This window comes from Vibrio breoganii, assembly GCF_001677275.1.
Taxonomy (GTDB): domain Bacteria; phylum Pseudomonadota; class Gammaproteobacteria; order Enterobacterales; family Vibrionaceae; genus Vibrio; species Vibrio breoganii.
The window spans coordinates 79,409-106,269 of sequence record NZ_CP016178.1; the positions used below are offsets into that span (position 1 = coordinate 79,409).

Sequence of the window (26,861 nt, forward strand, 5' to 3'; positions counted from 1 at the left end):
TGCGAGGAAACGATATGCAAGGACGCATTTCAATACAAAGACTGACCTGGCTAGCCTTGGCCATGACTTTTGTTGTGATTGCACTAGGCGCTTACACTCGACTGGCCGATGCAGGGCTTGGCTGCCCTGACTGGCCAGGGTGTTATGGGAAAATAGCAGTGCCAATGCAAGCCGAAGAGATCGCTAAGGCAGAGCAACTGTTTCCTGAGCGAGCCGTGGAAACCCATAAAGCTTGGCTAGAAATGATACATCGCTATTTTGCGGGCACGTTAGGCCTAGTGGTCTTTGCCCTCTCTTTTCTTCTTTGGAAAAGCTCTGTCACTGGCAAAGCCTTCCCTATCGTTTTAAGCACAGTGATTATCGCCCAAGCCGCTCTTGGCATGTGGACGGTGACGCTTAAGCTTATGCCTGTGATTGTGATGTTGCATTTGCTCGGCGGGTTTACGCTGTTTAGCTTGCTTGCCTTGCTTATGTGCCGGTTAAGAAACGCTCCGCAACCTTTGATAAATTTGCCTCATTCATCATTGTCCACGCTACGTGGGTTTACCGTATTTGCGACGGTGGTCTTACTCCTTCAGATCATGCTTGGAGGTTGGACATCGTCTAACTATGCCGCCCTGATGTGTACCTCTTTACCTATATGTCAGGGTGAGTGGCAAAGTCATCTCGACTTTGGCAATGCCTTTAATTTTATTCAAACCGGTTTTGATAACTATGAGTTCGGAGTGCTGGATTATGGGGCGAGAATGACGATACATGTGACACACAGGGTAGGGGCGCTGATCACGACCTCTGCCTTGCTATCATTGATGGTATTACTGTGGCGCAGTTCGCTACCCTCAGCAAGAATCTATGTAAGAGCTATTGGCTTTGGCCTTGCAGTTCAGGTTTGGTTGGGTATTGCCAACGTTATCTTTCATCTTCCGCTTATCAACGCGGTAATGCATAACCTAGGGGCCGCCCTGCTGTTGGTCACCCTAGTCGCAACTAATCACTTCGTATGGGCGAGAATAGCTGCCTCAAATTCGTTGGCTCATGATTCTGAAAGGGAGTATTCAGTATGAGTAATCTTGCAGGTTCGCAGACACTAGTTAGAACCAGAAGCACCCTTCAAAGCTACTATCAATTGACCAAACCTAAGGTAGTCGCCTTAATGCTACTTACCGCCGTAGTGGGTATGTGTCTTGCGATGCCCGGTGCGTTGCCATTGCAACAATCTCTGTTTGGCTTGCTAGGTATTGGTTTGATGGCCGGCTCTGCGGCAGCGTTTAACCATCTTATTGATCAGCGTATCGATGCCATCATGGCGCGCACTTATAAGCGTCCGCTACCGTCTGGAGACTTATCCTCTGCCAAGGTGTTCCTGTTTGCTGCTTCTATTGGTGTGGTTGGTTTTGTAGTCTTGGTTGCTTGGGTGAATACGTTAACCGCAGTGCTTACTTTTGCGAGCTTGTTAGGTTATGCGGTGATCTACACCATGTACCTCAAGCGTGCTACACCGCAGAATATAGTGATTGCCGGCATTGCAGGTGCTATGCCACCTCTTCTTGGCTGGGTAGCGGTAACAGGTGAGCTACATGCCAATGCATGGTTACTGGTCATGATTATCTTCATCTGGACACCACCCCACTTCTGGGCACTGGCTATCCATCGTAAAGATGACTACGCCAAAGCCGATATCCCAATGTTGCCGGTTACACATGGTGTGGAATACACCAAAACCAGCATCTTGCTATATACCATCTTGTTAGCTCTAGTGTGTGCTATGCCGGTTCTGGTGGGCATGAGCGGTCAAATCTACCTTGCTAGCTCAACCATTCTGAGTGCCGGCTTTATCTACCACGCTTGGAAACTGAAATACAAAGCTGACAGCAAACAGGCTATGGAGACGTTTAAGTTCTCTATCTATCATTTGATGCTGCTGTTTGTGGCTTTGCTGGTGGATCATTATTTCTAAGCTGCGATGCTGGGCTCTGGGCTCTGGGCTCTGGGCTCTAAGGCCCTAGGTTCTATGGCTTGTATAGTGCGTCATCCTGAACTTGAGTCAGGATCTTAGAAAGTGCCCAAGGTTGGCTTTCGCACAATCCAAGATACTGGATAAACACTGCGCGTTTTCCAGTATGACGGCGATTGGTGGCGGCTAGTGCAAAGGATCCATAAAGAATGCCAAACGAGTCATCCCCGAGTGCTTTTATCGGGGATCTAAGTAGTCCGGAAGCTGAAGAGGTCTCCGACCAGTGTGCTGGCCCAGAAAAGACCTCGGAGACGACGTTTTTTTTGATGGTTTTGTTTTCACTAAGATTTGAGTTCGCACAGTGTCAAAACAGAACTTCATAAGTGCCAAAATAGCCCCCTAAAAGTACCAAAACGAGTCATCCCCGAATGGTTTAATCGGGGATCTCTTCACCCACTAAAGCTAAAAGATTCTCCACCTAGAAAAATAAGGCTCTTATGTAGACAATAGTTACTCATTACTGCACATTGAAGACTCACCAAACAGAAAGGGAAGTGTATGTTCAGTCACGTAATGATCGGTACCAATGATATGCAAGCATCAAAGCAATTTTATGATGCGCTACTCGCGACCTTAGGGTACCCGACAGGAAAAATCGATGAGAAAGGGCGCTGTTTTTATTTTTCGGACAGTGGAGTTTTCTGTCTCACAAATCCTATTAACGGTGAACCCGCTACCCACGGCAATGGCATGACCATTGGCTTTAAGGCTGCTGATGCAGAGCTAGTTGATACATGGCATCAAGTTGGTCTCGCCAATGGTGGCTCTGAATGTGAAGAGCCACCAGGAGTTCGCGGTAATTCAGAGACCAAGCTTTATATGGCGTACTTGCGTGACCCTGCAGGCAATAAAATCTGCGCCACGCACTTTATGTGATTCGCTCCAATCGCTCTTTCTACTATGACGCCCCACTAAGCTTCTTGATGGGGCGTATTGTCATCCTTCGTTAATTAAATATTCAAAAATGCTTAATCCTTGAGCATGTCTCTGTCATGTGGGCTGTGTAATTTATGGGTATCTCTAAGAGATAGCAGTCGTAAATCAATCCTAATAACAGTCTCAAAAACATGGAGAAATGAGAATGAAACGCAGTGGATTAGTTTTATCAGTGATCGCAGGGTGTGTATCTTTATCAGCCTATGCTCAGTTGCCACAACAATCAGATCAGTGGTTTAAAGAAGGGCAGGTAGCCCTAGAACAAGCAAAGAAGGTTAAGCCAATCAATGGTCCTGCAAAGAATGTGATTCTATTTGTGGGTGATGGAATGAGTGTCGGCACAATCACTGCGGCGCGTATCTACGCAGGTCAACAGAAAGGCTTAGATGGTGAAGAGTTTAAGCTAAGCATGGAGTCTTTACCTCATGCCGCACTGGCGAAAACCTACAACACTGACATGCAAACACCGGACTCTGCTGGCACAGCAACCGCGATGGTATCTGGAGTGAAAACCAGTTCAGGCGTGCTAGGCGTGAACGAGAATGTTAAGCGTGGCTTCTGTAACGATGTTGCAGATAATAAAGTAAAAAGTGCCTTTCAATCGGCCGCGGATAATGGACTATCTGTTGGCTTAGTAACGACGACTCGTATTACTCACGCCACTCCAGCGGCCGCTTATGCCCATAGCCCTGATAGAGATTGGGAAAACGATTCAGCTATCTCAAACTACAACAAGTCTAATGGCTGTACTGACATCGCTCATCAATTGGTGAACTTTGAACATGGTGATGGCGTGCAAGTTGTGTTTGCTGGCGGTCGCAGAGAATTCTTACCTGCTGACGCGCAAGATGAGCAAGGCTTCTCGGGTCGACGTAGTGATGGCAAAAACCTAATTGAAGAGTGGCAACAGCGCTATCCCAATGCGAGCTATGTATTCGATAAAGATGGGTTTGAACAATTAGATGATAAGTCTCGCGTGATGGGGCTGTTCAATAGCTCTCACATGGAATACGAGCTAGATCGCGTTGAAGAGAATAAAGAGCCTTCAATTGCAGAGATGACTGAAAAAGCACTCAATATTCTTGAGAACAATAAAAAGGGTTATGTGCTTATGGTTGAAGGTGGTCGTATTGACCATGCGCACCATGCTGGTAACGCAAAGCGAGCGTTAGAAGATACTCTGGCCTTCGATAAAGCAATTCAAATTGCATTAGAGAAGACTAATCCTAAAGATACCTTGGTGATTGTAACAGCGGACCATGCACACAGCTTTGTCGCTAATGGCTATGCTGAGCGCGGAAATGACATCTTGGGTCTATCGATGAGCGGCGGTCAGCCAAATAAAGATGCGTCAGGCAAGGCTTACACTACGCTAATCTACGGTAACGGCCCTGGCGGTATTGTTGGTGATCGTCCAGACGTTACCGCAGAAGAAGCTGCGGACCCTGACTACATGCAACAAGCATTGATTAAATTGGGTTCAGAAACACATTCTGGTGAAGATGTTGCTATTTTTGCTCGTGGCCCACAAGCATGGCTGTTCCAAGGTGTGGTTGAACAAAACTATATCTATCATGTAATTGCAGATGCTCTGAAGTTTAAATAATCTATTCAAAAGGGGGTTACTTAGGTAGCCCCTTTCTTCTTCTCTCATTCTTTTCAATGCCTACGTTACTCCCCTTATCTATACTTGAAACACTCTAATCTTTAGTGATCAACGAGCTAGGAAGCCCTGTTGTGCACAGTTTGGGAATCGTTCGGGAACCGTTCGAGAACCGTTCGAGAACGTCAAAACAAGACACTCGTCATAATTAATTAAAATTATGTTTTAATTTTATTTGAAATGCAGTTTCAAAAATTGTTATAGTACTCTGCATCAGAGAGATGATCGCTTTTGAAACCCTATACCTTTTGAGGAACCTACATGATTCTTGATTCTTTTAGCCTACAAGGCAAGGTTGCCATCGTTACCGGTTGCAACACGGGTCTTGGTCAAGGAATGGCTGTTGGTCTTGCGAGTGCAGGCTGTGACATTGTTGGTGTGAATCAATCCGAACCTGCGGAAACAAAGCAAAAGATTGAAGAGTTGGGTCGCAAGTTTATCGATGTCCGCGCCGATCTTTCTAAAACAGATGATATTCCTAACATTGTTGATCGCGCAGTGACTGAACTTGGTCGTATTGACGTATTGGTTAACAACGCAGGCATTATTCGCCGCAACGACGCTATCGACTTCTCAGAGCAAGACTGGGATGACGTGATGAACGTCAACGTCAAATCAGTGTTCTTCCTTTCTCAAGCCGTTGCTAAGCAAATGATCGCTCAAGGGGAAGGCGGCAAGATTATCAATATTGCTTCTATGCTTTCATTCCAAGGGGGCATCCGCGTGCCTTCTTACACTGCGTCGAAGAGTGGTGTAATGGGTGTAACACGCTTAATGGCCAACGAGTGGGCGAGCCACAATATCAATGTGAATGCGATTGCTCCGGGGTACATGGCAACCAATAACACAGACGCATTGCGCGCTGACGAAAAGCGCAACAAAGAAATTGTTGACCGCATTCCTGCGGGCCGTTGGGGCAAACCGGAAGACCTGGCAGGGCCTTGCGTATTCTTGGCTTCAGCCGCATCAGATTATGTTAACGGATACACCATTGCCGTCGATGGCGGTTGGTTATCTCGCTAACGAGAACACAGGACAAATTCGGGCCACGCTATAGTTCAAAGATAAATAGCCGTGTGTCGAGAGGATGTGCTCATTACAGCGTATCTTCAGCCCAAGACTTATAATTAGATTAATTTATTGCAGTCTACTGCAGGAGTATTCAATGAAAATCGCACTTATGATGGAAAACAGCCAAGCACCTAAAAATGCAATGGTTGCTACAGAGCTTAACAATGTTGCTGGCGGTCTTGGCCATGACGTATTCAACGTTGGTATGACTGACGAGAACGATCATCACCTAACGTACATCCACCTTGGCATCATGGCTAGCATCCTTCTTAACTCTAAGGCTGTAGACTTCGTTGTAACGGGTTGTGGTACAGGTCAAGGCGCATTGATGGCAAGCAACCTACACCCAGGTGTGGTTTGTGGTTACTGCCTAGAACCATCTGATGCATTCCTATTCAACCAAATCAACAACGGCAACGCTATCTCACTAGCATTTGCTAAAGGCTTTGGTTGGGCAGGTGAACTGAACGTTCGCTACATCTTCGAAAAAGCATTTACGGGTGCTCGCGGTGAAGGTTACCCAATTGAGCGTGCTGCACCTCAACAAGCAAACGCCGCTATCCTAAGCGAAGTGAAATCTGCAGTATGTAAAGACGTTGTCTCTTCTCTACGTGCAATCGACCAAGAACTAGTGAAGCAAGCAGTAGGTAGCGCACAGTTCCAAGAGTGCTTCTTCTCTAACTGCCAAGATTCAGAGATTGCAGAGTACGTTCGCTCTCTAATCGACTAAATCTTCGAGTTACAAAAAATTAAGGCCAGCTGTTTTCTACAGCTGGCCTTTGTTGTTTCTGGGTGGAATAAAAATTAGGCGGTTAAACTGGCTGGTTGGTTTGCACTACTAATTTGCCGAAGTTCTTGCCTTCAAGTAGACCAATAAAAGACTCAGGTGCGTTCTCAAGCCCTTCAACAAGATGCTCTTTGTAGGTGATTTTTCCCTCACTGAGCCAGGTCATCATTTGCTGTGCAAATTCAGGGTAGCGGTGACCGTAATCATCAAAGATGATGAAGCCTTGCATCTTGATGCGTTTCACTAGCAGTTGCCCCATCAGCATCGACATTCTGTCTGGGCCTTCTGGGAGTGACGTTGCATTGTATTGCGAGATCAGGCCGCACAAAGGAATGCGTGCTGAAGTATTTAACAGGGGCATTACCGCATCAAATACCTTGCCGCCAACGTTTTCAAAGTAGACATCGATACCGTCGTTACAGGCATTGGCTAATTGCTCAGCAAGGTCATCAGCTTTGTGATCAATACAGGCATCAAATCCAAGAGTATCCACAGCGAAGCGGCACTTTTCTTCGCCGCCTGCGATCCCGACAACTCGGCAACCCTTGATCTTGGCAATCTGGCCAACCATAGAGCCGACCGCGCCTGTTGCTGCTGCGACTACCACGGTTTCACCGGCTTTAGGCTGACCAATATCCAGTAGTCCCATATAAGCCGTAAAGCCAGGCATTCCCATCACGCCAAGGGCATAAGAAGGGTGTTCTGGATTCATACCAAGCTTGATCAAGCCTTCACCATTAGAGACCCCATAATCTTGCCATCCGGTATAAGCGAGTACCCACTCACCCACAGCAAAATCACTGTTTTTCGATTCCGTGACCTGACAAACGGTGCCGCCCACCATCACCTCACCAATTGCGACAGGATCAGCATATGATTTTGCGTCACTCATTCTGCCACGCATATAAGGGTCGAGAGATAGATAGACGCTGCGAAGCAGTACTTCACCCTCTTTGATAATGGGCAAGTCAGCAGTATTTAATCGAAAGTTACCTGAAGTGGGAGCGCCGACAGGGCGGGAGGCCAAAACAAGTTGGCGGTTGATGGTGGTCATGAGTTCAATTCCCTTTTAGTGATATAGATTCGTTATCTAGTCTGACCAGTCTACGTCATTTCATGGCAGTGCGGGCGAACCGTCTCAATAAAGTTTATTTATCGAAGCTAGATAACAAGTTAAGCCTGTTTCTGTTGAGCCCTATTATCGTTAACTTAGTATGGAGTGAAATGCATTCGGATGCAGTGCTGCACTGAGCGACCAAGGATAGGGCATGTTTCATAAGATTTTAGTTGGAGTAAAAAAGCCGTTTTTGAAGATGCTACCGATCCCAGAGCCAAAATTGGTTTCAGGAGCAGGTACAGTCAGTCAAATTACTGAGCTTTGCAGGGAATTAGGCATTACTCATCCATTAATCGTTACAGACAAGGTGCTGGTTGAACTACGGATAATCGAGCCAGTACTCAGCACTCTTCAGCAAGCAGGCTTACCCTTTACCTTGTTTGACGAGGTTGCGCCTGATCCAGGCTTTGATGAGGTGAGAAACGGAGTACGTCTGTTTATCGATAACCGATGTGACGGAATCATAGCGGTAGGCGGTGGTTCGCCGATGGACTGCGCTAAAGCCATTTCGGCGAGTGCCAAAACGAACAAGGATGTGAGTAAGTTGCTCGGCCTTATGCGGGTGCATAGACCCGTTTACCCTGTCATTGCGGTACCGACGACTTCTGGAACAGGATCAGAAGGTACGGTGGCTGCGGTAATTAGTGATCACCAAGCTCGAAAGAAACGGGCGATTACCGACCCTTTTATTGTGCCCAAGGTCGCCCTATTAGACCCGAACTTGATGGTAGGTTTACCCCCTAAAATTACAGCAGAAACCGGAGCGGATGCGCTTACCCACGCTGTAGAGTCGTATATCAGTGGCTATGCGAACGAGTATTCGCAGCAGCTTTCTATTTCAGCAATTCAACGAATCTTCAGATGGTTGCCGGTAGCAATGCAGGACGGTAGCAATCTCGATGCTCGACAGGAAATGGCGCAGGCCAGTTATGAGGCGGGTCTTGCATTTACCCGAACCTACATTGGTTATGTGCATGCCATCGCTCATCAACTCGGCGCCTTCTATCACGTTCCTCATGGTCGTGCGAACGCAATTGTATTGCCTTCGGTACTAAGGTTTATTGCCACAGCAGACCCTAAATCAATAGCGTCATTGGCTAAGGCTGCAGGCTATACCTCGGGAGATACTGATAAGACAAACGCGGTGGCGTTTATAGAGAAAGTCGAAGAGTTACTGACGCAATTAGGTATTCCTGATTGTGTTGCTGAGCTGAAAATTGCCGATATCTCGCTAATAGCGAAACAGGCGATTGATGAGGCGTTTGGCGATTATCCCGTGCCTGTCGAAATGAGTGAAGAGCAGTGTCAGAACATTTTGAAAGGGCTAGTAAAGAGAATGACGAATGACCAGTAAGAGCCACAAGAGTCAGATCAGAATCATTATCGCAATGCTAGTTGTGGCCTTTCTGTCCATTTTTGGTCACGTCATTCTTACCCCAGTATTGGCAAAAATGGGGTGGGTTGAATATGTTGCTGCTGCCATCCCATTTACCATGATGGGACTTTGCGTGTGGGCAGTGCGTGATGCGGCAAAGGCATTGGATGCTGAGAATGAAGACAGCGACCCTTCTTGAGTCTATAGTCACGGTTGTTATTACTTTAATTGAAAGCTAAAGTTAACTTAAGGTTTAAGGGATTTAGTTGTGGCTTTGAATACACGTTTTTTCACGGTAGGTGAGGCGGCCAAGCGTTGTGGGGTTGCGACGTCGACCTTGCGTTTTTACGAGAGTAAAGGGCTGATAGAAAGCATCAGGACAGAAGGCAATCAAAGGCGCTATCCAGCTAGTACCATTAGGGTTATTTCCGTTATCAAGGCAGCGCAACAAATAGGGGTGAGTTTAGAAGAGATCAAACTTGCACTGAAAACCCTGCCTAATCATAAACAGCCAACCAAAAAAGACTGGGCTCGAATGTCCAAGCAGTGGGCAGCATCTTTGGATCAAAAGATACTCGAGATGCAACGACTCAGAGACAACCTAGACGGTTGTATTGGCTGCGGATGTCTGTCGCTAAAAAGCTGCAAGTTATTCAATCCAGAAGATACCGCATCTGCGCAAGGAACAGGTGCTAGATATCTAATCGATGGCTCGCCAACGGCGGAAGATCAGTCTTGAGGTGGCTTTGGTGGGCACTTGTACGCGGTACCCACAAAGGTTGCTGAGGTTTTGAAGTAGTGAGGGCTAAGTAAAACCACAGTATTCGCATTGGTTAAGTACGCATTGTTTTTTATCTCGTTAATTGCCCCTTGAATAAGCACATCATTGGGGTAAAAAAGATAAGAATACCAATGCCCTTCACTGCCCGTGACTTCCCCAACCCATTTACAGTTTCTTACCAAGGGTGCATTGTTAGTGCGAACTTGTACGTGTTTTGCTTCTGGCATCAGCGCTATTTCTGGCGAAGTACACCCCACCAAAACTATTGAAAACCCCAATGCTAGCCAATGTTTCATCATTTCCCTTAATCTGCCGATAGTATCGGCTCAAATACAACACACTTAATGAATTGTTAGCGAAGAACTATTTAAATTCAATTGTTTAACCGTTTTCTTTTGCATTAGTTTTGTGATTTATTAAAGTACTGAACAACAAGACTCATCACTGAAGGTGAGTTGAGGACTTGAGACCCCTAAATGGAACTGTGCACGGCGAGACTATCCCTCACATCTTTATCTGAACACGACTGGACACTGTTTCATAGTTTGCATGTGGATGAGCGTGTAATTGAACTGTGTTTTGACAAGCCCAGCCTTCAGGATATTAAGTTACGCTTTCAAGCGAGAATCCAGCCTTGGAGTAAGAACTCTCTTCACTGGTTGTGTTTGGTAATAACCGAACGTGTCTCAGGGCAACCAGTTGGGCTGACAGGGTTTTGTATGCAAGATGAGGTTGCAGAAGTCGGCTACATGCTACTGCCTGAGTTTCATGGGAAGGGCTATGCGACAGAATCATTGCAATACTTGATCGACTGGGCAAGGCACACCCATGGCATTGAGCAGTTTTCCGCGACGGTAACCCAAGGCAATCTTGGCTCTGAGCGAGTGCTGGAAAAAGCTGGTTTTACCCTAGCTAAAATTATCCCTGATGCTTATGTGATAAAGGGTATCTCTCATACCGACCACATATATCAGCGTTCCATTCAGACTCCCTCTGCAGTGAATACGATTTTATTTGATTGGGGCGATACCTTGATGGTTGATTTGCCTGATCAACAAGGAAAGATGTGCGACTGGCCTGAGGTCTTTACGGTAGAAGGCGCTATCGAGGCGCTTCAAGAACTTTCCAAACGTTATCAAATTTACGTAGCGACCAATGCAGAAGACTCAACCGAAAGTGACATCCACAAAGCCTTTCACAGAGCGGGTTTAGCCACGTTCATCTCTGGATACTTCTGCAAAGCGAATCTTGGTATAGGTAAGGGGAGTGCCGAGTTCTTTTGCAAGATAGCGCAAGATTTAGGTGAGTCCACTGAGTCGATGTTGATGGTTGGAGATACGCTAGATAAAGACATCAACCCTGCTATCGAAGCAGGATTGAAGGTGGTTTGGCTTAATCCACAACATACGCTTGTGGAAGGGGATCAAGATATTCCTCAGATTGACACCCTATATGAGCTACCCGATGCAGTGAAGAAATTGCAGTAAGTTAGAGTTACCGAGTGCGGATAAAGGTGTTCTTCACCATATGATCCGCTAACCTTTCGCAGCCTAGGTGCTTAAACTTCAAGGGTGCGGATAATTCGGAAAACAAAGGGATACCTCCTCCAAGAAGTATAGGGATGGTGGTGATAATGAGTTCATCTATAAGATCGTGTCGCAGGAAGCTTTGTATAGTCTTGCCGCCATCAATATAGAGCTTTTCAAAGCCTTTTTGATTGAGGGATTGAACAATATCAGGTAGCTCACCATTAACTAAAAATACCTTGCCGTCTAACCCTTCCGGTACCTTAGTAAGTGTGTTACTTAGCACAAAGACCGGCTTTGAATACGGCCAATCCACACCAAAACTGATCACTATATCTAGAGTATTTCGCCCCATTATCAGTGCATCAACGCGATCCATAAGCGCAGCAAACCCAAAATCTGAACCCTCAGGGTTTGGCACATCATATAGCCAATCAATGTTGTTATTTTTGTCGGCGATGAAGCCATCAAGGCTGGTGGCGATGTAAACGATGTTTGGCATGGAATACTCCGATTAGATTGCAATTTAATAAGAATATCCCATCGATGACAAAAGAGTACCGACTAAGAGTCCAAGCGGTATGATTCAAACAGCTTCGCTACATCCACCTTAGCATTGAGTCTTGCAGCGAGAAGGTATAGCCCACCGATCTTGCGATGCAAGAAAAGGGCATCTGCTGGTGGTGTGTGCCAGTAGTCTTGTTCCATACTGAGCACAGTGCCGGCTTGGCTGAGCCTTTGGGCTAGGTTGCTTGAGCCGAAGTCATAATTACCATCAAATTTTAGTGGCTCACAGGCGAGCTTGACGAGGTTGAAGATGGCTTGCTTTTGCTCTGGTATTATCTGTTTGCTGAAGAAGCCTATTTGAGTCAGGGCTTGGTCGAGACCCTTATCGTCGTTATTGATGACAGAGGTAAAGGCGAGGCGATAGCCATCGCTAATATTTTCGTTGTAGGCACGGGTTGCGCCAAAGTCTAGAAGTACGACTTTCTGCTGACTCTCATCATAGAGGAAGTTGGCAAAGTTGGGGTCTGTTTGCACCAACTTAAAGCTAAAGATCTCTTTGAAAAGCAATTCCAATAGCAGTGTCATCACTCTGTCTCGGGTGTGCTGATCCGCGTGTTGGAGCGACTCTATGGGCTCGCCGTTCACGTGAGTCATAGCTAGGACACTGTCGGTGGTAATGTCGCTAAGAACCTCAGGAATCACAAAGTCAGGGCTATCTGTTAATAACAACTTGTAGCGATTGAGCAGGTCCGCTTCTAGAAGATAATCGGCCTCTGCGTGCAGTTGCTTTTTTGCTTCTTCGAGCAGGTCTTTGTAGTCCACGCCCTTTGGAATTAACCCGACAACGTTGAGCAGGGTGCCTACATTATCTACGTCACTATCGATACTTTGCTTGATGCCGGGATACTGAACCTTAATTGCTAGCTTGGTTCCGTCGTCGGCATGGGCTTGATGTACCTGTCCAATGGAGGCGCTGGCTATCGGCTTGAAATTAAACTCAATGAAGTTTTGTTGCCAATCTTGTCCAAGCTCATCACAAAGCACTGTCGCTAACTGTTTGGTGGGCATAGGAGAGGCGTCAGAGCGAAGCCTTGATAATATGTCGGCAAGCTCTGGGCTGATGAGATCCCCCGCATCCATGGACATCAATTGCCCTACCTTCATTGCCGCGCCTCTAAGGTGTGCGAGTTGGTCGGCCACTCTTTTAATATTGTTAGGGGTTAAAAGAAGGTCTTTGGCTTTGGGCTTTTTACCCTGCGCAAGCTGTTTTGCTCCTTCGGTAACCATAGCGCCACCCACTCTCGTTGCGAGTGATGCAAACTTGCCAAAGCGGGAGAGTCGGTGAGTGGGTACTTTGCTTTCTTGAGAAGCCATGTAGGTTTTGTCCCTGTATCAGATGCTTTCTAAATTAGAGACTTATACCAGAGCTGACAAGCTTAAGATCAGTAATTAAAAGCCCTGCGGCATAAATGCGACAGGGCTTTTAAGGGTTATAGCTAGAGCATTTGGTTGAGGCTGGTTACCACATTATCAAATAGCGCTCTTCTAGGGAGAGAATTTGAAAGATACCTTCAAGCATAATCAGGCTCCTCTACTTGGTGACGTCTTCTATATCGATCCCCATTGCCTTTGCAAGTCCTTCGCCGTATGCGACGTCGGCGTGTAGTGCATGAGTAATATGCTTGTGCTTAATAGGGGTTGAAACTCCATCCATAGCTCGAGCGGTATTGTCGAACAAGCGCTGCTTTTCATCCTCTGGCATGATGCGGAACAGGTTACCGGCCTGAGTGAAGTAATCGTCGTCTTCACGATGATCCCAATGAGTTGCAACACCTTGCAGCTCTAGTGGTGGCTCTGAGAACTCAGACTGCTGAGCCCACTCTTGGTGTTGATTTGGCTCATATCCGATGGTTGAACCATAGTTACCATCGGTGCGCATTGCGCCGTCTCTGTGGTAGCTGTGCACAGGACAACGAGGTGCATTTACAGGGATCTGATGGTGGTTAACACCCAAGCGATAGCGCTGAGCATCACCATAAGAAAACAATCGACCTTGCAACATGCGATCAGGAGAGAAACCAATCCCTGGTACTACAGCAGCAGGGTTGAACGCCGATTGTTCTACCTCGGCAAAGAAGTTTTCTGGGTTTTTGTTCAGTTCCAGCACACCTACATCATGCAGAGGGTAGTCCTCATGCGGCCACACTTTTGTCAGGTCGAATGGGTTGTATGACACTGTTTCCGAATCTTTTTCTGGCATTACCTGGACCTTCAGGTCCCACTTCGGATACGCACCATTTTCAATGTTTTCATACAGGTCTTTTTGATGACTTTCGCGATCCTTACCGACTAAAGCTTCCGCTTCCTGATCCGTTAGGTTTTTAATGCCTTGCTGACTCTTGAAATGGAATTTCACCCAGAATCTTTCATTGTCTGAGTTAATAAAGCTAAAGGTATGACTGCCGTAACCGTTCATGGTGCGGTAGCTGGCTGGAATACCGCGATCACTCATTACAATGGTGATTTGGTGAAGTGCTTCAGGTAAAGAAGTCCAGAAATCCCAATTGTTTTCTGCACTGCGCATATTGGTTCTTGGGTCGCGTTTAACCGCGTGGTTTAGGTCAGGGAACTTAAGTGGATCGCGCAGGAAGAACACTGGTGTGTTGTTGCCGACTAGATCCCAGTTGCCTTCTTCGGTATAGAACTTAACAGCAAACCCGCGAATATCACGCTCGGCATCTGCCGCGCCGCGCTCGCCTGCTACTGTGGTAAAGCGAGCGAATAGGTCGGTTTTTTTACCTACGTCGGAGAAGATCTTAGCCTTGGTGAACTGAGTGATGTCGTGGGTTACAGTGAAGGTACCGTAGGCGCCTGAACCTTTAGCGTGCATGCGACGCTCTGGGATAACCTCACGATCAAAGTGAGCTAATTTTTCAAGGAACCAAACATCTTGTAGAAGTTGTGGTCCGCGCTTACCCGCAGTAAGAACATTTTGGTTATGTGCGACAGGACAGCCGCCAGCAGTGGTGAGTTTCTTAGTCATAATCACTTCCATTTGTTTATATCTGAGAACGATTATCAATCGCCAATAAAGTGTTGTATTGATGTAAATCAAATGTTTGACGTGGATGTGAAGAATGCTTGTAGTATTGTCTTATTTTTGTGACATCCTACAAGTTTTTGTGTAATTTCACAGAAAATTAAAGCCTTGATAAACAAGGCTTTATATTAGGATTTTTACCATGCGAATGTTTGGATTACATTCTCTTTGGTGATTGGGTTGTGAGCAATATTGGCATTGATACGCTCTAGAAATGCGGGCCTTGCCGCTGGCATTACGCCTCGCATTGGCGAGATGTTATTGCCATGATCGCCCCAGTAGTAGCAATGGAAATCATCCATATTCTCTAGAAGGTATTTCTCTTCTTCTAGGATCTGCAAAGGGGTTGGCAAAGTAAACTCGCCGCGATGCAGTTCTTTTTCAAGCTCAGAGCCAGGTTGAATGGCAAGAGCCATTGGTGCAATCGCGTCTGGCTTCATGATGTTGAGCAAGCTGGTGGTATTGATAGCGTGCTCCATAGAGCGCTCTTTGCCACCTAAGCCAAAGATAAACGAGGCTAAGACGCCAATCTTTGCTTCACGTGCCATCTCCATACCCTCGATTGCGTGCTCTCGAGTCATGCGTTTCTTAATTCTTTCAAGTACTACAGGGTCACCAGACTCTAAGCCAGAATAGGCCATACTCAGGCCTGCTGATTTAATCTCTTTAAGTTCAGCAACACTCTTGCGACGAAAATCGTTAAACCCTGAGTAGAGCGCAATGTTCTTGATCTCTGGGAAGGTGGTTTTGATTTTGTCTAAGATCTTAACCAGCATTTCAGTTCGCATCGCCATCACATTGCCATCGGTTAAAAAGATAGATTCAACGTGCGGGTACAGTCTGCGCGCTTCTTCAATATCTTGAAAGATGCCTTCAATATCTCTGATTTTGAAGCGTTTATCATCAAACATGGTACAGAATGTACATTGATTATTACTGCAACCAAGAGTGGCTTGAATCAGTACGCTCTCAGCTTCCATCCATGGACGATAAATTTTACCTTCGTAATGCATAGAAAACTCCTTAGTGTTGGAGCGAAGAAGTCTACTGTTGCCAAGGCGAGAGATAAATGAGCTGCCAACCAAATCAGTTTTAAGAAAATATTAATAATCGCCTTAAGACAATAAAAAGCGGCCCCTCTACTTACTGTTTAAGGAGCCGCTTGCAGATGTAAAACGGGAATAGGCTTGATCAGTTGATGTCTTGCACATTCATGACCAAGGTATTCCAGTTGCGCTGGTTTTCAATATCGTGTTCCAAACCTTGTTCATCAGCAATGGTGAAGCGTTTTATTGCAGCGGTTTTGCTGGTGGCCTGATAGAGCCAATAAGCCTCAGCTTTAAGGGCTTCATCAATAGGCTTGTCGATAGATTCGTACACCATTTGCTTACACGCATTAATAGACTCGGCAGGGAACTTGGAAATACGTTTCGCTAAGGTATCGACGTACTCACCAATTTCATCGGGCTCTAGTGCTTTATTAATGGTGCCATAGGCTTCGGCCTCATCGGCATCAAAGTCTCGTGCGCTCAAGATGATCTCTAGGGCTCGCCCTAAACCCACCTGCCTAGCCATCCGTGAGGCACCTCCGCCGCATGGTAGAATTCCCATGCCTACCTCCATTTGCATGAACTTAAACTTGCCACGGGCAGCAAATCGCATATCGCAGGCTAGGGCAAATTCATGGCCACCGCCTCGAGCGAAGCCTTCTAGTTTGGCAATGGTCGCTTGTGGAAGTTTACTGATGCGCTCCAGCACAGACTGAAGATCCAATAGCTTCGCCTCTTCCCGCGAAACCGCTTCTGTAGACATGTCCTTCAATAGGTTTGTGTCGTAGTGGCAGACCCAAATCTCAGGATTAGCCGATTGGAATACGACTACTTTTACATCCCTATCTCGTTCAAGCCTAAGGGCCAAGCCATTGAGGTCGGCAAGCATTTCCTGACCTTGTACATTCACAGGGCCAAAGTCGAAAGTGACGGTAAGAATCCCTTCTTCTTGTTCTGCGCTAAAGGTTGTGTATCCGTCGTAAGCCATATTGTTACTCCTTAAAATTGGGGCTGAGCGAAAAATGAACGCTCAACACAACTCTATGCAGGGGAACTTCAGACAACAATGTGTACTTTCTCAAAACAGTATTAAAGGAAACTAAATAATAAATCTTGAGATTTGTGCTTAGGGTCTGTTGACCTTTTGCGATTAAATTTTGCTCGACCAGAAGTCATTTAATCAAGGCGAGGGACTTGCCGCCTAGTCATCTAAGCAAAAGTCGCTCAACGATGAGTAAATGGGTTCTGGACGAGCCCTTCTTGCCGAGCCCTTCGGGTAGCGCTTTGTTGGGCATTTCTACCGCGTTAGTCACTTTTCATGTGGAACCACCACACCTAAAAGCGACTGCCTTGTATTAATACCCAACAAATCGCTACAAAAATAACCTCAAAAGATCAACAGACCCTAGTAGATTATTAAAGAATGCTTAATTCTCTTTCATGTAATGCTTGAAGATGAATGGTGGGAATTTGTCTAGACTCTACGGCTAAGCACAGAAATCAGCACCTAGCTGACCAATGATAAAAATACACAAAGGGTGAAATTGGATGAAAGCAACAATCGTACGTGAATATGGTGGTGTGGATGCATTTGAAGTAGCAGAAGTATCTAAACCAGAAATCAAAGCGGGTGAGGTATTGGTTCGTGTAGCCGCTACGAGTGTCAATACCGTCGATATGATGATACGCGAGATGGGCGAGGGGCTTCCTTTCTCTCCAAAAACACCCGCTATCTTGGGTATGGATTTTGCCGGTACGATTGAAGCAATAGGCGAGGGTGTATCTGGCTTTGCTGCGGGTGATGAGGTGTATGGTTGCGCTGGTGGTCTGGGTGAGTTGCAAGGTACACTTGCCGAGTTCATGCCTGCAGATGCAAAATTGATTGCCCATAAACCTAAAAATCTTTCAATGCGTGAAGCGGCGGCTATTCCTCTTGCTGGCATTACCGCCTACGAAGGCTTGGTACGTGCAGGAACGAGTGCAGGTCAGAAAGTATTAGTACACGGCGGCTCTGGCGGTGTTGGGCACTTAGCTCTGCAAATCGCAAACCACATGGGCGCAGACGTTTTTGCTACCGGTCGCGCAGGTGAGCAGGCGCAATTGATGGAGAAACTCGGTGCAACCGCGATTGATTTCACCTCTGAATCTGTTGAGGACTATGTTGCTAAATATACTCAAGGTGCAGGCTTTGACGTTGTCTATGATTCGGTTGGCGGTGAGAACCTGAAAAACTCCATGGACGCAGCGGCGCTGAATGGTCAGATTGCAACAACGGTTTCTCTGTTGGAGCTAGATTTGAGCACTGCGCACTTCAAAGGCTTGTCATTGCATGTGGTGTTTATGCTGATCCCAATGATCCACAACTTTAAGCGCGAAGAGCATGGCCACATCTTGGCAGAGCTTGCGAAGATTGCAGAAGCGGGTGCATTGGTTCCGGTTGTTGATCCTAAGACCTTTGATCTTAGCCAAACGGGCGATGCACACGCGCACTTAGCCTCTGGTAAGGCGATTGGTAAGGTTGTGGTCAACGTTATTTAAGGCAAGCGACAAGCTCAACTTCTCTTTAATAAGGCTCACTTTTCTAAGTGGGCCTTATTTATGTCCAAAATTAGCGTATATTTACTTTTATCTAGAAGCTGATGCTGAATCAAAGCAGGCCGAACTAAGTGAATATAGAGCACCTCAAGTTATTCGTCCGTGTGGCGTCCACTCATAATATAAGTCAAGCAGGTCAAGAACTTGGCTTGTCTGCCCCCGTTGCTAGCATGCATATTAGCCGCTTAGAAGAGAGCGTCGGTGCTCGCTTGATTCATCGTACCACTCGTAAGGTCTCTTTGACTGAAGAAGGTGAGGCATTTTTGCCTCATGCTGAAGAGTTATTGTTAGGGGTTGATGCGGCGCTTGCATCAGTGGGCAAGGGAGCTGAAAGACCACAAGGTACGCTGCGAGTCACTGCCCCTGCTTCGTTTGGGCGCATGCACCTTATGCCTGCTTTAAAAGGATTCCTTAGCGAGAATCCTGACTTATCTGTCGATATTCAGCTGACCGACTCTATGATTGATCTTATCGACGGTGGCTTTGATGTGGCAATCCGTGATGCAGAATTGCAGGACTCTAGCCTAATCGCCAAGAAGCTTGCGGTTGATGAGCGCATCATGTGCGCCTCACCTGAGTACATTGAAAAGTATGGCTTGCCTGATAATCCTGAGTCATTGCGTGAACATCAGTGCATAGGTCAATCAGGTCTTAAGATATGGACCTTTGATACCCCGAAAGGACAGGTCAATATTAAGGGAACTGGCAGTATTCGAGTCAATCACGGTGAGGCTGTAAGAGATGCCTGTCTGGATGGATTAGGTATCGCCAAGTGTTCCACATGGCTGGTGCATGAAAACCTCAAGCGCGGTGAGCTTGTGCAGGTGCTAGAAGATTATCCCTTGGTGGACGGCGCGGCAATATGGGTTGTTTACCCCAGTGCCCGCTTGCTTGCGCCGAAGGTGAGAGCATTTGTTGATTACTTCTCTCAATATTATGGACAGCCCCCATATTGGTCACTTGAGGTAAACCAATGAGTAAAGCCAAACTAGGGGTGAGTATTGCATTGCTTGTGGCCTACGTGCTGTCGTGGGTGTTGGTCATCTTAGTGCCCACTATGGGTTTTACTCCGCAACAAAGCGACCTCTATACTTCATACCTATTAATAGCAGAAGAGGTACTCCTGCTAACCTGCGTTATCGTTATTGGGCCAATGTTCATCATGGACATGAAGTCTAAGCTAACAGGCTCGGATAAGTAGTCTATAAAGTCACGTCATACTGGAAAATACGGAGTATTTATCCAGTATCTTGGAGAGTGCAAAACTCAGCTATGTGCACCCTAAGATCCTGAATCAAGTTCAGGATGACGTCACTGAGCACTATTCCAAAACAACCGTCGTCCCCGAGGGTTTTTATAGGGGACCTAACGATTCAATTCCTCTTGAACAGCATCCAATAAAGTCACGTCATACTGGAAAATACGGAGTATTTATCCAGTATCTTGGAGAGTGCAAAATTCAGCTATGTGCGCACTAAGATCCTGAATCAAGTTCAGGATGACGTCACTGAGCTTGAGGTTCTGGGTCCTAGATTGATAGTAAACAAAACCATTCCAACACAGCCGTCGTCCCCGAGCGTTTTTATCGGCGACCTAACGATTCAATTCCTCTTGAACAGCATCCAATAAAGTCACGTCATACTGGAAAATACGGAGTATTTATCCAGTATCTTGGAGAGTGCAAAGCTCAGCTATGTGCGCACTAAGATCCTGAATCAAGTTCAGGATGACGTCACTGAGCACTATTCCAAGACAACGGTCGTCCCCGAGCGGTTTTATCGGGGACCTAACGATTCAATGCCTCTTGAATAGCACCCAATAAAGTCACGTCATACTGGAAAATACGGAGTATTTATCCAGTATCTTGGAGAGTGCAAAATTCAGCTATGTGCGCACTAAGATCCTGAATCAAGTTCAGGATGACGTCACTGAGCATTATTCCAAGACAACGGTCTTCCCCGAGCGTTTTTATCGGCGACCTAACGATTCAATTCCTCTTGAACAGCACCCAATAAAGTCACGTCATACTGGAAAATACGGAGTATTTATCCAGTACCTTGGAGAGTACAAAACTCAGCTATGTGCGCACTAAGATCCTGAATCAAGTTCAGGATGACGTCACTGAGCACTATTCCAAGACAACGGTCGTCCCCGAGCGTTTTTATCGGGGACCTAACGATTCAATTCCTCTTGAACAGCACCCTATAAAGTCCCGTCATACTGGAAAATACGGAGTATTTATCCAGTATCTTGGGGAGTGCAAAACTCAGCTAAGTGCACCCTAAGATCCTGAACCAAGTTCAGGATGACGTCTACCCAAAAGTCCGACTTGTGAACAAGAGACCGTCTGATAACTGACAGCGGATAGCTGAAAGCTGATTTTACGGCTCCCCATACCCCGAATACCTAACTCCAGACAACAAAGCCATCTCCCTATGCCAAGTCGCGAGGTCCTTTTTATTGAACTCACTCAGACTATGATGACCACAAGCTCTTGCCATTACTTGCATGAGTTCCACTGAAGCATTGAAGAAGTTATGTAACTGCTTGGAAGATTTATCCACGTTGAGTCTTTGTCTAAGGTCCGCTTTTTGTGTGGCAATCCCTGCTGGGCAGTTGTTGGTGTTACACATTCGCGCGGCAACACAGCCTATGGATTGCATGGCGCTGTTCGAGATAGCAACCCCATCGGCGCCAAGGGCCATCGCTTTGACAAAATCCATAGGTACTCGGATACCCCCTGTGATAATGAGGGTGACCTTGCCACTCATCCCTTGTTCGTCCAAATAGCGACGAGCACGAGCCAGCGCCGGAATTGTCGGCACACTAATATGATCGCGGAACATTTCAGGAGCCGCACCAGTACCGCCGCCTCGGCCGTCTAAAATGATGTAGTCGGCGCTGGCATCGAGGGCAAATTGTATGTCCTCTTCAATATGGTTGGCACTGAGCTTAAAGCCTATAGGGATACCACCTGTGACCTCTCGCACTCGGTTGGCAAAGGCCTTAAAGTCCTCTGCGGTATTTAGGTTTTTAAAGGTGGGTGGTGAGATGGCAGGTTCGCCCTCAGGTATACCGCGAACCATAGAGATTTTTCCTGTGTTTTTATTGCCGGGAAGGTGACCACCGGTGCCGGTTTTTGCCCCTTGCCCGCCTTTAAAGTGAAAGGCTTGCACGCCTTTTAATAGCTGTTCTTTGTAGCCAAATCCAGCACTGGCTAACTCATAAAAGTATCTAGAATTGGCCGCTTTCTCCTCAGGTAGCATTCCGCCCTCACCAGAGCAGATCCCTGTTCCTGCCAGTTCTGCCCCAGTGGCTAAGGCAATCTTTGCTTCTTCGGATAAGGCGCCAAAGCTCATGTCTGAGACAAACAGCGGGATTTTAAGTTTAAGAGGTTTCTTGGCATTTGGACCAATGACGAGCTCTGTACCCACAGGAACATCCTCCATCAGTGGCTTAGTCGCCATCTGCGCGACCATGATCTGCAAGTCATCCCAATGTGGCAGTAAGTGACGAGGCACACCCATAGAGGTCATTGGGCCGTGGTGCCCAAGCTTAGAGAGACCATCTCGAGCCAATTGATGAATGAATTCTACGGTAGGCTCTTCGGTCGTTGCTACGGCGATAGGGATCTCCGCTTGCTGCACTTGAACACCTGGGCCTTCTTGACCCACTTGCTCTGCTGAGAATTGCTTATGAGAGCCGTCGCAAAATGGCGCATTCGCGGTGTGCTTGCACTGACATAAGTATCCGTCAGCGGTTTCTTCGGCAGTAAAGCTCTTTGGTTTAAACCCGGTACCCGCATGTGAGCCATCACAGAAGGGTTGGTTCTTAGACCGTCCACAGGTGCAGAAATAATACTCCTCGCCTTTTGTGAGTTCGACTTTCTTGGGTTTGTTGTCGGCCACGATAGGTTTGTTCATATTGTCCACCTGAGGATTGAGTGAAGAGTGTTCAATAACTGTAGTTCGACTAGCAACTCAGGACTATATTTAATGAACCTGAAATTTCTTCATATAGCTGTTGAACAGCTTTCACTATCAATTGACCTGCTGCTCGTATTCAATGTGAGGTATCCAAGTAGAGTTGTATGGAAGCAATTAAGATGACAGACGTAATCATCCTTGACGGTGGCATGGGGCGCGAACTGAAACGTATTGGCGCGCCGTTTACTCAGCCACAATGGAGTGCACAAGCACTTATCGAATCTCCTCAGCATGTTGAGCAGGCTCATCGTGGTTTCATTGAGGCAGGTGCCGAAATTATCACGGTAAATAGCTATGCTTGTGTGCCATTTCATCTCGGTGAGACCTTGTACCAACAGCGAGGTGCAGAACTGGCTCGCACCGCTGCGCTGCTTGCACGAGAAGCGGTCAATAAAAGCAATCAAAAGGTTGCTGTCGCAGGCTCTATCCCTCCAGCATTAGGCAGCTACCGCCCCGATCTCTTTGAACCCGTGCAGGTAAAAGAGATCACTCAAACCCTGTTTGAAGCCCAAGAAGCGTATGTTGACCTTTGGCTTGCTGAAACCGTCGCTAGCATTGCTGAGTTTGAAGCCATTAGCCAAGTGCTCTCTCAAACGGATAAACCTTGTCACTACGCGTTTACCCTGCAAGATGATCTGTCGGATATTCCGAAGTTACGCTCTGGAGAAACGGTTAAAGAAGCAATCCTAAAACTGTGCGAATCTGGGGCTGATGGTATCTTCTTTAACTGCTCTATTCCTGAAGTCATGGAGCAAGCCATCGCCGAAGCCAAAGCTATCATTGGCGAGCAAGGCATTGATGTTGCCATCGGCGTCTTTGCCAATAGCTTTACGCCGATTGGTGTAACCCATGAAGCCAATGACACCATCCAATCTATGCGTGAGCTTTCTCCTGAAGATTATCTCGAATTTGCTAAACAGTGGCATCGCGCTGGGGCAACCATTATTGGTGGCTGTTGTGGGATCTACCCTTCACACATCAAAGCCTTGGCTGAGTGGAGAGACAGTAAATGAGAAACCTAAACTATGGGTTAGCCATTCCTGCGGTGGTGATGGTTATTGCCCTGCTGTTTGTCTCGTCTTTGTTTCCCGCGCAGTCGCAAGCTTTGGCAGGGGGCGGAATTAATACCATCAAATCCCTATGCGTAGTAGCAGGACTACCGATGATGTTCATCTATGCCATACTTGTGAAGCATTTGATGCATGAGCTTGGTGCAATTCAGGTGGCAAAAGAGCAAGAACAAACGTTGCCATTGCAGGAAGTAGTTACTGATTGTCCCTAAAGTTTTGTGAGTGTTATCAATGCCAAGCGGTCGCTGTTAAAGAAGCGCCGTCTCTTATAAAAGGTAACTCATCAAACTCATGTCAAAGGACAACATTATGGCTTATTACTCTGTACTTGAAGTGACACCCACTACTGATGCTTGGGTAGCGGACTATATTCCACCTACCAATGCTGCTGTGGCAAAACACGGTGGTAAATATTTGGCTCGAACGGGCAGTCATGAACGGCTAGAAGGCGAGAGAGAAGACGTTGCACTGAGGGTAATTATCGAGTGGCCCTCTAAACAAGCGGCACAGGCATTTATGGCTGATCCTGACTACGTTCCTCACTTTAAAGCGCGATCAGCAGGGTCTATTAGTCATCATTTCTTGATTGAAGGAACGGATGACCTAGCCTAAGCAACAAAGCCCCTTTTTAAGGGGCTTTGTTTCATTGGGTTAAAGGTTGTAGATACCTTCTACGTCTGTTTTTTGATAGCTAGGCTTTTGCGACATTTCACGTAGGCCTTGGAAGGTTTTATAAGGCTGAGAAATAGCGACTTTATTAACTAGCCACGCAGGTAAACTGCCACCCGGTTCAGTGAACACTTGATAAGTGACTCGCGTTTCCTTTTCGTTGATAGGAGTGAACACCCAAGTACTGTGCAAGGTCTCAATGCGCACCTTGTTTTTGGTGCGAGGCAATTCATCTGGAACCGCTTCTTGTTTGATGGTCACCGCTAGCGTTTTAGGGTCTTGGCTAATGTGGTTATGAACCACAGAGTCCCTGTCAGCTACTGGCCATGGCGCTTTGGTCATCGCGTAAGTCACGTTGTCCATGTTTGAGTTCGCTTTTACAAGGCGCATCTCATCGACATTTTCAACCCAAGTAGTGCCTACATCAACATCGTTAAAAACGGCCATTAGCGTTGTTAAATCAGACTCAACGGTCATCTCAGCTCGAAAAGCCTTAAAGCTACTGCCCTCGATACTGCGATTGTAAACCGTGATCCCATGATTGTTTTTCACTTCTTTCCAATTCACTGTGTCAGCAAAAGAGTTAAAGGAGAGTGTTGCAACAAGAGCTGCAATCATGTGTTTGATGTTCATTGTGGCAAACTCCTATTTTTCCAAACCACACGGTTTAATTTTTGTAATCGCCAAGCATTGAGCGCGAGAAAACCGTTCATGCTGATGCCGAAGGGCACGAATATCGCATGACGGATAGGGACCGATAGTTCTCGAACTAACCCAGAGAAAGTGCCAAGCAATACGATGCTGGTAATCAGGTTAATACCTAGCGCCAAAATGCTTATCTGTGATGCTGATTGTTGATATTGCAGGAATGACACAACCAGCAAGATCGGCGACATCCATGCGATCCATTGGCATTTAACCCAATACCAAGTTGCTAGGGGTAGGGTTTCCGCTTTAACAATACGGTTCATGTTTTTTGAGAAACCCTGCCAAATATCATTGGCACTGGTGTACATGCGAGTGCGCATTAAAGAGTCTGCAAATGCCCAAAAAATGCGAAAGCCGCGCTGCTTCATTTTCTTGGCAAAGGCCAAGTCTTCAGAAACATCGCTTCTAACCAATTCGTGTCCATTCACAGCGCGGTAGCTCTCTGCTTTAAACAGCATAGCTTGACCGTTAGCGATGGCTTCTTGCTGTGTTGGATCGTTAGAAGCAACAAAATCCATAGAGTTGGCGGTAGAGAGAAAGATGCCAGGCAGTAAGGACTTTTCGCCCTTTGATACCATCACTTGCTGAGGGTTAAACGACAACATCTCGATGTCTCGAGTCTGCGTGAAGTCGATAACACTCTTGAGCATATGCGGTGAAGAATGCGTATCGGCGTCAATGAAAAATAGGTAATCACCCGTCGCGTGAGTCGCACCCCACATGCAGGCATTACTCTTTCCAAGCCAACCTTTTGGTAATGCTCTTCCTTGAATGCACTGCGCTGAGAACTCAGATTTAGCCATCAAGCTTTCGGCAATATCTTTAGTAGCATCCTCAGAAAAATCATCAATAACAATGATTTCTAGTTTGTCGGTTGGATAGTCTTGCTCAAGTACGCTGCCTAGTGACCCTGTGATATTTTCAGCTTCATTGCGCGCGGGAATAATGATCGAAACCTTCGGCCAATCACTTCTATCTTGCGTAGAGTCGGGGATGTGGATGCGTTGTTTAGCCAGTCGAAGTAACCTGAAGATAAACACCGCAACCGTCAGTAAACATAAGACTGACAGTATAAGTAGTAACATGGAATAACCTTTTAGCACCCTAAAATATCAGCGACTCGTACAGTGAAAATCAGTCGCTAATCTTGGCATCCATGCAACGAAAAAGACGGTGCAGATACGCTATCAAGTTATGTGATGAGGTTCTAACTTTTACTGGTGGTTATTTTCATTTGCTTACAGTTTTTTTGCTGGTGGAATGCAGGTTTAACCAATCTCTTGTCGAAGTTGGTTTAAATACTGACGCATGAAGATAACGCGTTTATTGGCTTCTTTGGCTGCCGACTTGGTATTCATGGTTTCAGGTAGCTTAAACAGTTTTTCAAAGAAGTGATCAACCGCGTAAGCCTTGTCATCTAATGCGCGTTCTTCGGCGAATGGGTCTTCTGGAGAGTAAAGTTCGGCGTTAAAGCTACTGCTTACTTGAATGCAACGGGCAATGCCAATAGCACCAAGTGAGTCGAGTCGGTCTGCGTCCTGCACGACTTCGGCTTCTATGGTTTCCGGTGGGATATTGGCGCTATAACTATGCGCGCTGATAGCGTGATAGATATCTTGATAGGTATAGGTTGGATATTTGATTGAGGCGAGAAACTGCAGGGCTTTATCTGCCGCTAACTGGGAGCTGAGGTGTCTGTCTGGATGATCTTTAGGATAAGCGAAACAGTCATGAAGGTAGGCTGCAGGTAATACGACCCACAGGTTCGCTTTTTCTTGCTGAGCGAGGCGCTTTGCGATAGCCACTACTCGCTGCACATGGCTCAGGTCATGGGCAGCATCAGTCTTCATCTCTTTTTGGATGAAGGCTTCGAATTGTTCCTCAAAGTCCGTCGGTAGTTTCATTTA

General features: G+C 46.5%; 27 protein-coding genes. 16 read left to right on the plus strand and 11 right to left on the minus strand.

Annotated elements, in window-relative coordinates; genetic code table 11:
• The first annotated feature begins 14 nt into the window (after positions 1-14).
• The 6 genes from A6E01_RS13360 to A6E01_RS13385 all read left to right on the plus strand — a co-directional run bounded on the left by A6E01_RS13360 (position 15) and on the right by A6E01_RS13385 (position 6,414).
• Positions 15-1,064 carry a COX15/CtaA family protein gene (locus tag A6E01_RS13360; protein ID WP_017028039.1) on the plus strand — a complete coding sequence of 350 codons (1,050 nt, stop codon included), beginning with the start codon at positions 15-17 and terminating at the stop codon, positions 1,062-1,064.
• On the plus strand, positions 1,061-1,957 hold the full coding sequence (gene cyoE / locus A6E01_RS13365) for a heme o synthase (RefSeq protein WP_017028040.1): 897 nt from the start codon (positions 1,061-1,063) through the stop codon (positions 1,955-1,957). Before A6E01_RS13360 ends, cyoE begins: the two co-directional genes overlap by 4 nt.
• Before the next feature lie 555 nt (positions 1,958-2,512).
• Positions 2,513-2,890, plus strand: coding sequence for a VOC family protein (locus tag A6E01_RS13370; RefSeq protein WP_017028041.1), 378 nt, complete (start codon positions 2,513-2,515; stop codon positions 2,888-2,890).
• Between the two features lie 205 nt (positions 2,891-3,095).
• Complete coding sequence (locus tag A6E01_RS13375; protein ID WP_065210410.1) at positions 3,096-4,556, plus strand: alkaline phosphatase family protein; 1,461 nt, start codon at positions 3,096-3,098, stop codon at positions 4,554-4,556.
• Between the two features lie 318 nt (positions 4,557-4,874).
• Positions 4,875-5,636: a 2-dehydro-3-deoxy-D-gluconate 5-dehydrogenase KduD gene (gene kduD, locus A6E01_RS13380; protein WP_017028044.1), complete on the plus strand. Its 762-nt coding sequence runs from the start codon at positions 4,875-4,877 to the stop codon at positions 5,634-5,636.
• 142 nt (positions 5,637-5,778) lie between these two features.
• Entirely contained in the window at positions 5,779-6,414 is a 636-nt protein-coding gene (locus tag A6E01_RS13385; protein ID WP_017028045.1) for an RpiB/LacA/LacB family sugar-phosphate isomerase, read from the plus strand.
• Between the two features lie 82 nt (positions 6,415-6,496).
• Here the strand turns inward: A6E01_RS13385 and A6E01_RS13390 are convergent, their stop codons facing one another.
• Positions 6,497-7,525 carry an NADP-dependent oxidoreductase gene (locus tag A6E01_RS13390; RefSeq protein WP_065210411.1) on the minus strand — a complete coding sequence of 343 codons (1,029 nt, stop codon included), beginning with the start codon at positions 7,523-7,525 and terminating at the stop codon, positions 6,497-6,499.
• 214 nt (positions 7,526-7,739) lie between these two features.
• Here A6E01_RS13390 and A6E01_RS13395 point away from each other — a divergent pair, with 214 nt between their 5' ends.
• From A6E01_RS13395 to soxR, 3 genes are all read left to right on the plus strand, one after another.
• Positions 7,740-8,942: an iron-containing alcohol dehydrogenase gene (locus A6E01_RS13395; protein WP_065210412.1), complete on the plus strand. Its 1,203-nt coding sequence runs from the start codon at positions 7,740-7,742 to the stop codon at positions 8,940-8,942.
• Positions 8,932-9,162, plus strand: a complete 231-nt coding sequence (locus tag A6E01_RS13400) for a hypothetical protein (protein WP_017028048.1) — start codon at positions 8,932-8,934, stop codon at positions 9,160-9,162. The genes A6E01_RS13395 and A6E01_RS13400 overlap by 11 nt, the downstream gene beginning before the upstream one ends.
• Positions 9,163-9,231: 69 nt before the next feature.
• Entirely contained in the window at positions 9,232-9,702 is a 471-nt protein-coding gene (soxR, locus tag A6E01_RS13405) for a redox-sensitive transcriptional activator SoxR (protein ID WP_017028049.1), read from the plus strand.
• On the opposite strand, the gene A6E01_RS13410 is transcribed toward soxR, so the two are convergent.
• On the minus strand, positions 9,693-10,043 hold the full coding sequence (locus tag A6E01_RS13410; protein WP_198589707.1) for a DUF4156 domain-containing protein: 351 nt from the start codon (positions 10,041-10,043) through the stop codon (positions 9,693-9,695). The two genes, soxR and A6E01_RS13410, sit on opposite strands and share 10 nt — an antisense overlap.
• 177 nt (positions 10,044-10,220) lie before the next feature.
• Here A6E01_RS13410 and A6E01_RS21665 point away from each other — a divergent pair, with 177 nt between their 5' ends.
• On the plus strand, positions 10,221-11,231 hold the full coding sequence (locus tag A6E01_RS21665) for a GNAT family N-acetyltransferase (RefSeq protein ID WP_335673598.1): 1,011 nt from the start codon (positions 10,221-10,223) through the stop codon (positions 11,229-11,231).
• Positions 11,232-11,238: 7 nt separating this feature from the next.
• Here A6E01_RS21665 and A6E01_RS13420 read toward each other — a convergent pair whose 3' ends face one another.
• The 5 genes from A6E01_RS13420 to A6E01_RS13440 all read right to left on the minus strand — a co-directional run bounded on the left by A6E01_RS13420 (position 11,239) and on the right by A6E01_RS13440 (position 16,914).
• Positions 11,239-11,772, minus strand: coding sequence for a dihydrofolate reductase family protein (locus A6E01_RS13420; protein WP_065210414.1), 534 nt, complete (start codon positions 11,770-11,772; stop codon positions 11,239-11,241).
• A 62-nt stretch (positions 11,773-11,834) separates the two neighbouring features.
• A complete protein-coding gene (locus A6E01_RS13425) occupies positions 11,835-13,151 on the minus strand; it encodes an ABC1 kinase family protein (RefSeq protein ID WP_065210415.1) in 1,317 nt (438 codons plus the stop codon).
• Between the two features lie 217 nt (positions 13,152-13,368).
• The gene (locus A6E01_RS13430) at positions 13,369-14,820 is read right to left on the minus strand and encodes a catalase (protein WP_065210416.1); all 1,452 of its coding nucleotides are present in this window, start codon (positions 14,818-14,820) and stop codon (positions 13,369-13,371) included.
• A gap of 194 nt (positions 14,821-15,014) precedes the next feature.
• Positions 15,015-15,890: a radical SAM protein gene (locus tag A6E01_RS13435; RefSeq protein ID WP_065210417.1), complete on the minus strand. Its 876-nt coding sequence runs from the start codon at positions 15,888-15,890 to the stop codon at positions 15,015-15,017.
• Between the two features lie 178 nt (positions 15,891-16,068).
• Positions 16,069-16,914 carry an enoyl-CoA hydratase/isomerase family protein gene (locus A6E01_RS13440; protein WP_017031813.1) on the minus strand — a complete coding sequence of 282 codons (846 nt, stop codon included), beginning with the start codon at positions 16,912-16,914 and terminating at the stop codon, positions 16,069-16,071.
• Between the two features lie 560 nt (positions 16,915-17,474).
• Here A6E01_RS13440 and A6E01_RS13445 point away from each other — a divergent pair.
• The 3 genes from A6E01_RS13445 to A6E01_RS13455 all read left to right on the plus strand — a co-directional run bounded on the left by A6E01_RS13445 (position 17,475) and on the right by A6E01_RS13455 (position 19,722).
• Positions 17,475-18,464: a zinc-dependent alcohol dehydrogenase family protein gene (locus A6E01_RS13445; protein ID WP_065210418.1), complete on the plus strand. Its 990-nt coding sequence runs from the start codon at positions 17,475-17,477 to the stop codon at positions 18,462-18,464.
• 128 nt (positions 18,465-18,592) lie between these two features.
• Positions 18,593-19,498 carry a LysR family transcriptional regulator gene (locus A6E01_RS13450; protein ID WP_065210419.1) on the plus strand — a complete coding sequence of 302 codons (906 nt, stop codon included), beginning with the start codon at positions 18,593-18,595 and terminating at the stop codon, positions 19,496-19,498.
• The gene (locus tag A6E01_RS13455; protein ID WP_065210420.1) at positions 19,495-19,722 is read left to right on the plus strand and encodes a hypothetical protein; all 228 of its coding nucleotides are present in this window, start codon (positions 19,495-19,497) and stop codon (positions 19,720-19,722) included. Before A6E01_RS13450 ends, A6E01_RS13455 begins: the two co-directional genes overlap by 4 nt.
• A 1,180-nt stretch (positions 19,723-20,902) precedes the next feature.
• Here A6E01_RS13455 and A6E01_RS13460 read toward each other — a convergent pair.
• A complete protein-coding gene (locus A6E01_RS13460; protein ID WP_065210421.1) occupies positions 20,903-22,444 on the minus strand; it encodes a glutamate synthase-related protein in 1,542 nt (513 codons plus the stop codon).
• 182 nt (positions 22,445-22,626) lie between these two features.
• Here A6E01_RS13460 and A6E01_RS13465 point away from each other — a divergent pair, with 182 nt between their 5' ends.
• The 3 genes from A6E01_RS13465 (at position 22,627) to A6E01_RS13475 (ending at position 24,189) form a co-directional block, all read left to right on the plus strand.
• Positions 22,627-23,520 carry a homocysteine S-methyltransferase family protein gene (locus tag A6E01_RS13465; RefSeq protein ID WP_065210422.1) on the plus strand — a complete coding sequence of 298 codons (894 nt, stop codon included), beginning with the start codon at positions 22,627-22,629 and terminating at the stop codon, positions 23,518-23,520.
• Entirely contained in the window at positions 23,517-23,789 is a 273-nt protein-coding gene (locus tag A6E01_RS21550; RefSeq protein ID WP_065210423.1) for a hypothetical protein, read from the plus strand. Before A6E01_RS13465 ends, A6E01_RS21550 begins: the two co-directional genes overlap by 4 nt.
• Positions 23,790-23,886: 97 nt before the next feature.
• Positions 23,887-24,189: a DUF1330 domain-containing protein gene (locus A6E01_RS13475; RefSeq protein ID WP_082961377.1), complete on the plus strand. Its 303-nt coding sequence runs from the start codon at positions 23,887-23,889 to the stop codon at positions 24,187-24,189.
• Between the two features lie 39 nt (positions 24,190-24,228).
• Here A6E01_RS13475 and A6E01_RS13480 read toward each other — a convergent pair whose 3' ends face one another.
• From A6E01_RS13480 to A6E01_RS13490, 3 genes are all read right to left on the minus strand, one after another.
• The gene (locus tag A6E01_RS13480; protein WP_017026973.1) at positions 24,229-24,879 is read right to left on the minus strand and encodes an START domain-containing protein; all 651 of its coding nucleotides are present in this window, start codon (positions 24,877-24,879) and stop codon (positions 24,229-24,231) included.
• On the minus strand, positions 24,876-26,039 hold the full coding sequence (locus A6E01_RS13485) for a glycosyltransferase family 2 protein (protein WP_017026972.1): 1,164 nt from the start codon (positions 26,037-26,039) through the stop codon (positions 24,876-24,878). The genes A6E01_RS13480 and A6E01_RS13485 overlap by 4 nt, the downstream gene beginning before the upstream one ends.
• Before the next feature lie 183 nt (positions 26,040-26,222).
• The gene (locus tag A6E01_RS13490) at positions 26,223-26,858 is read right to left on the minus strand and encodes an HD domain-containing protein (protein ID WP_017026971.1); all 636 of its coding nucleotides are present in this window, start codon (positions 26,856-26,858) and stop codon (positions 26,223-26,225) included.
• Between the last annotated feature and the right edge of the window lie 3 nt (positions 26,859-26,861).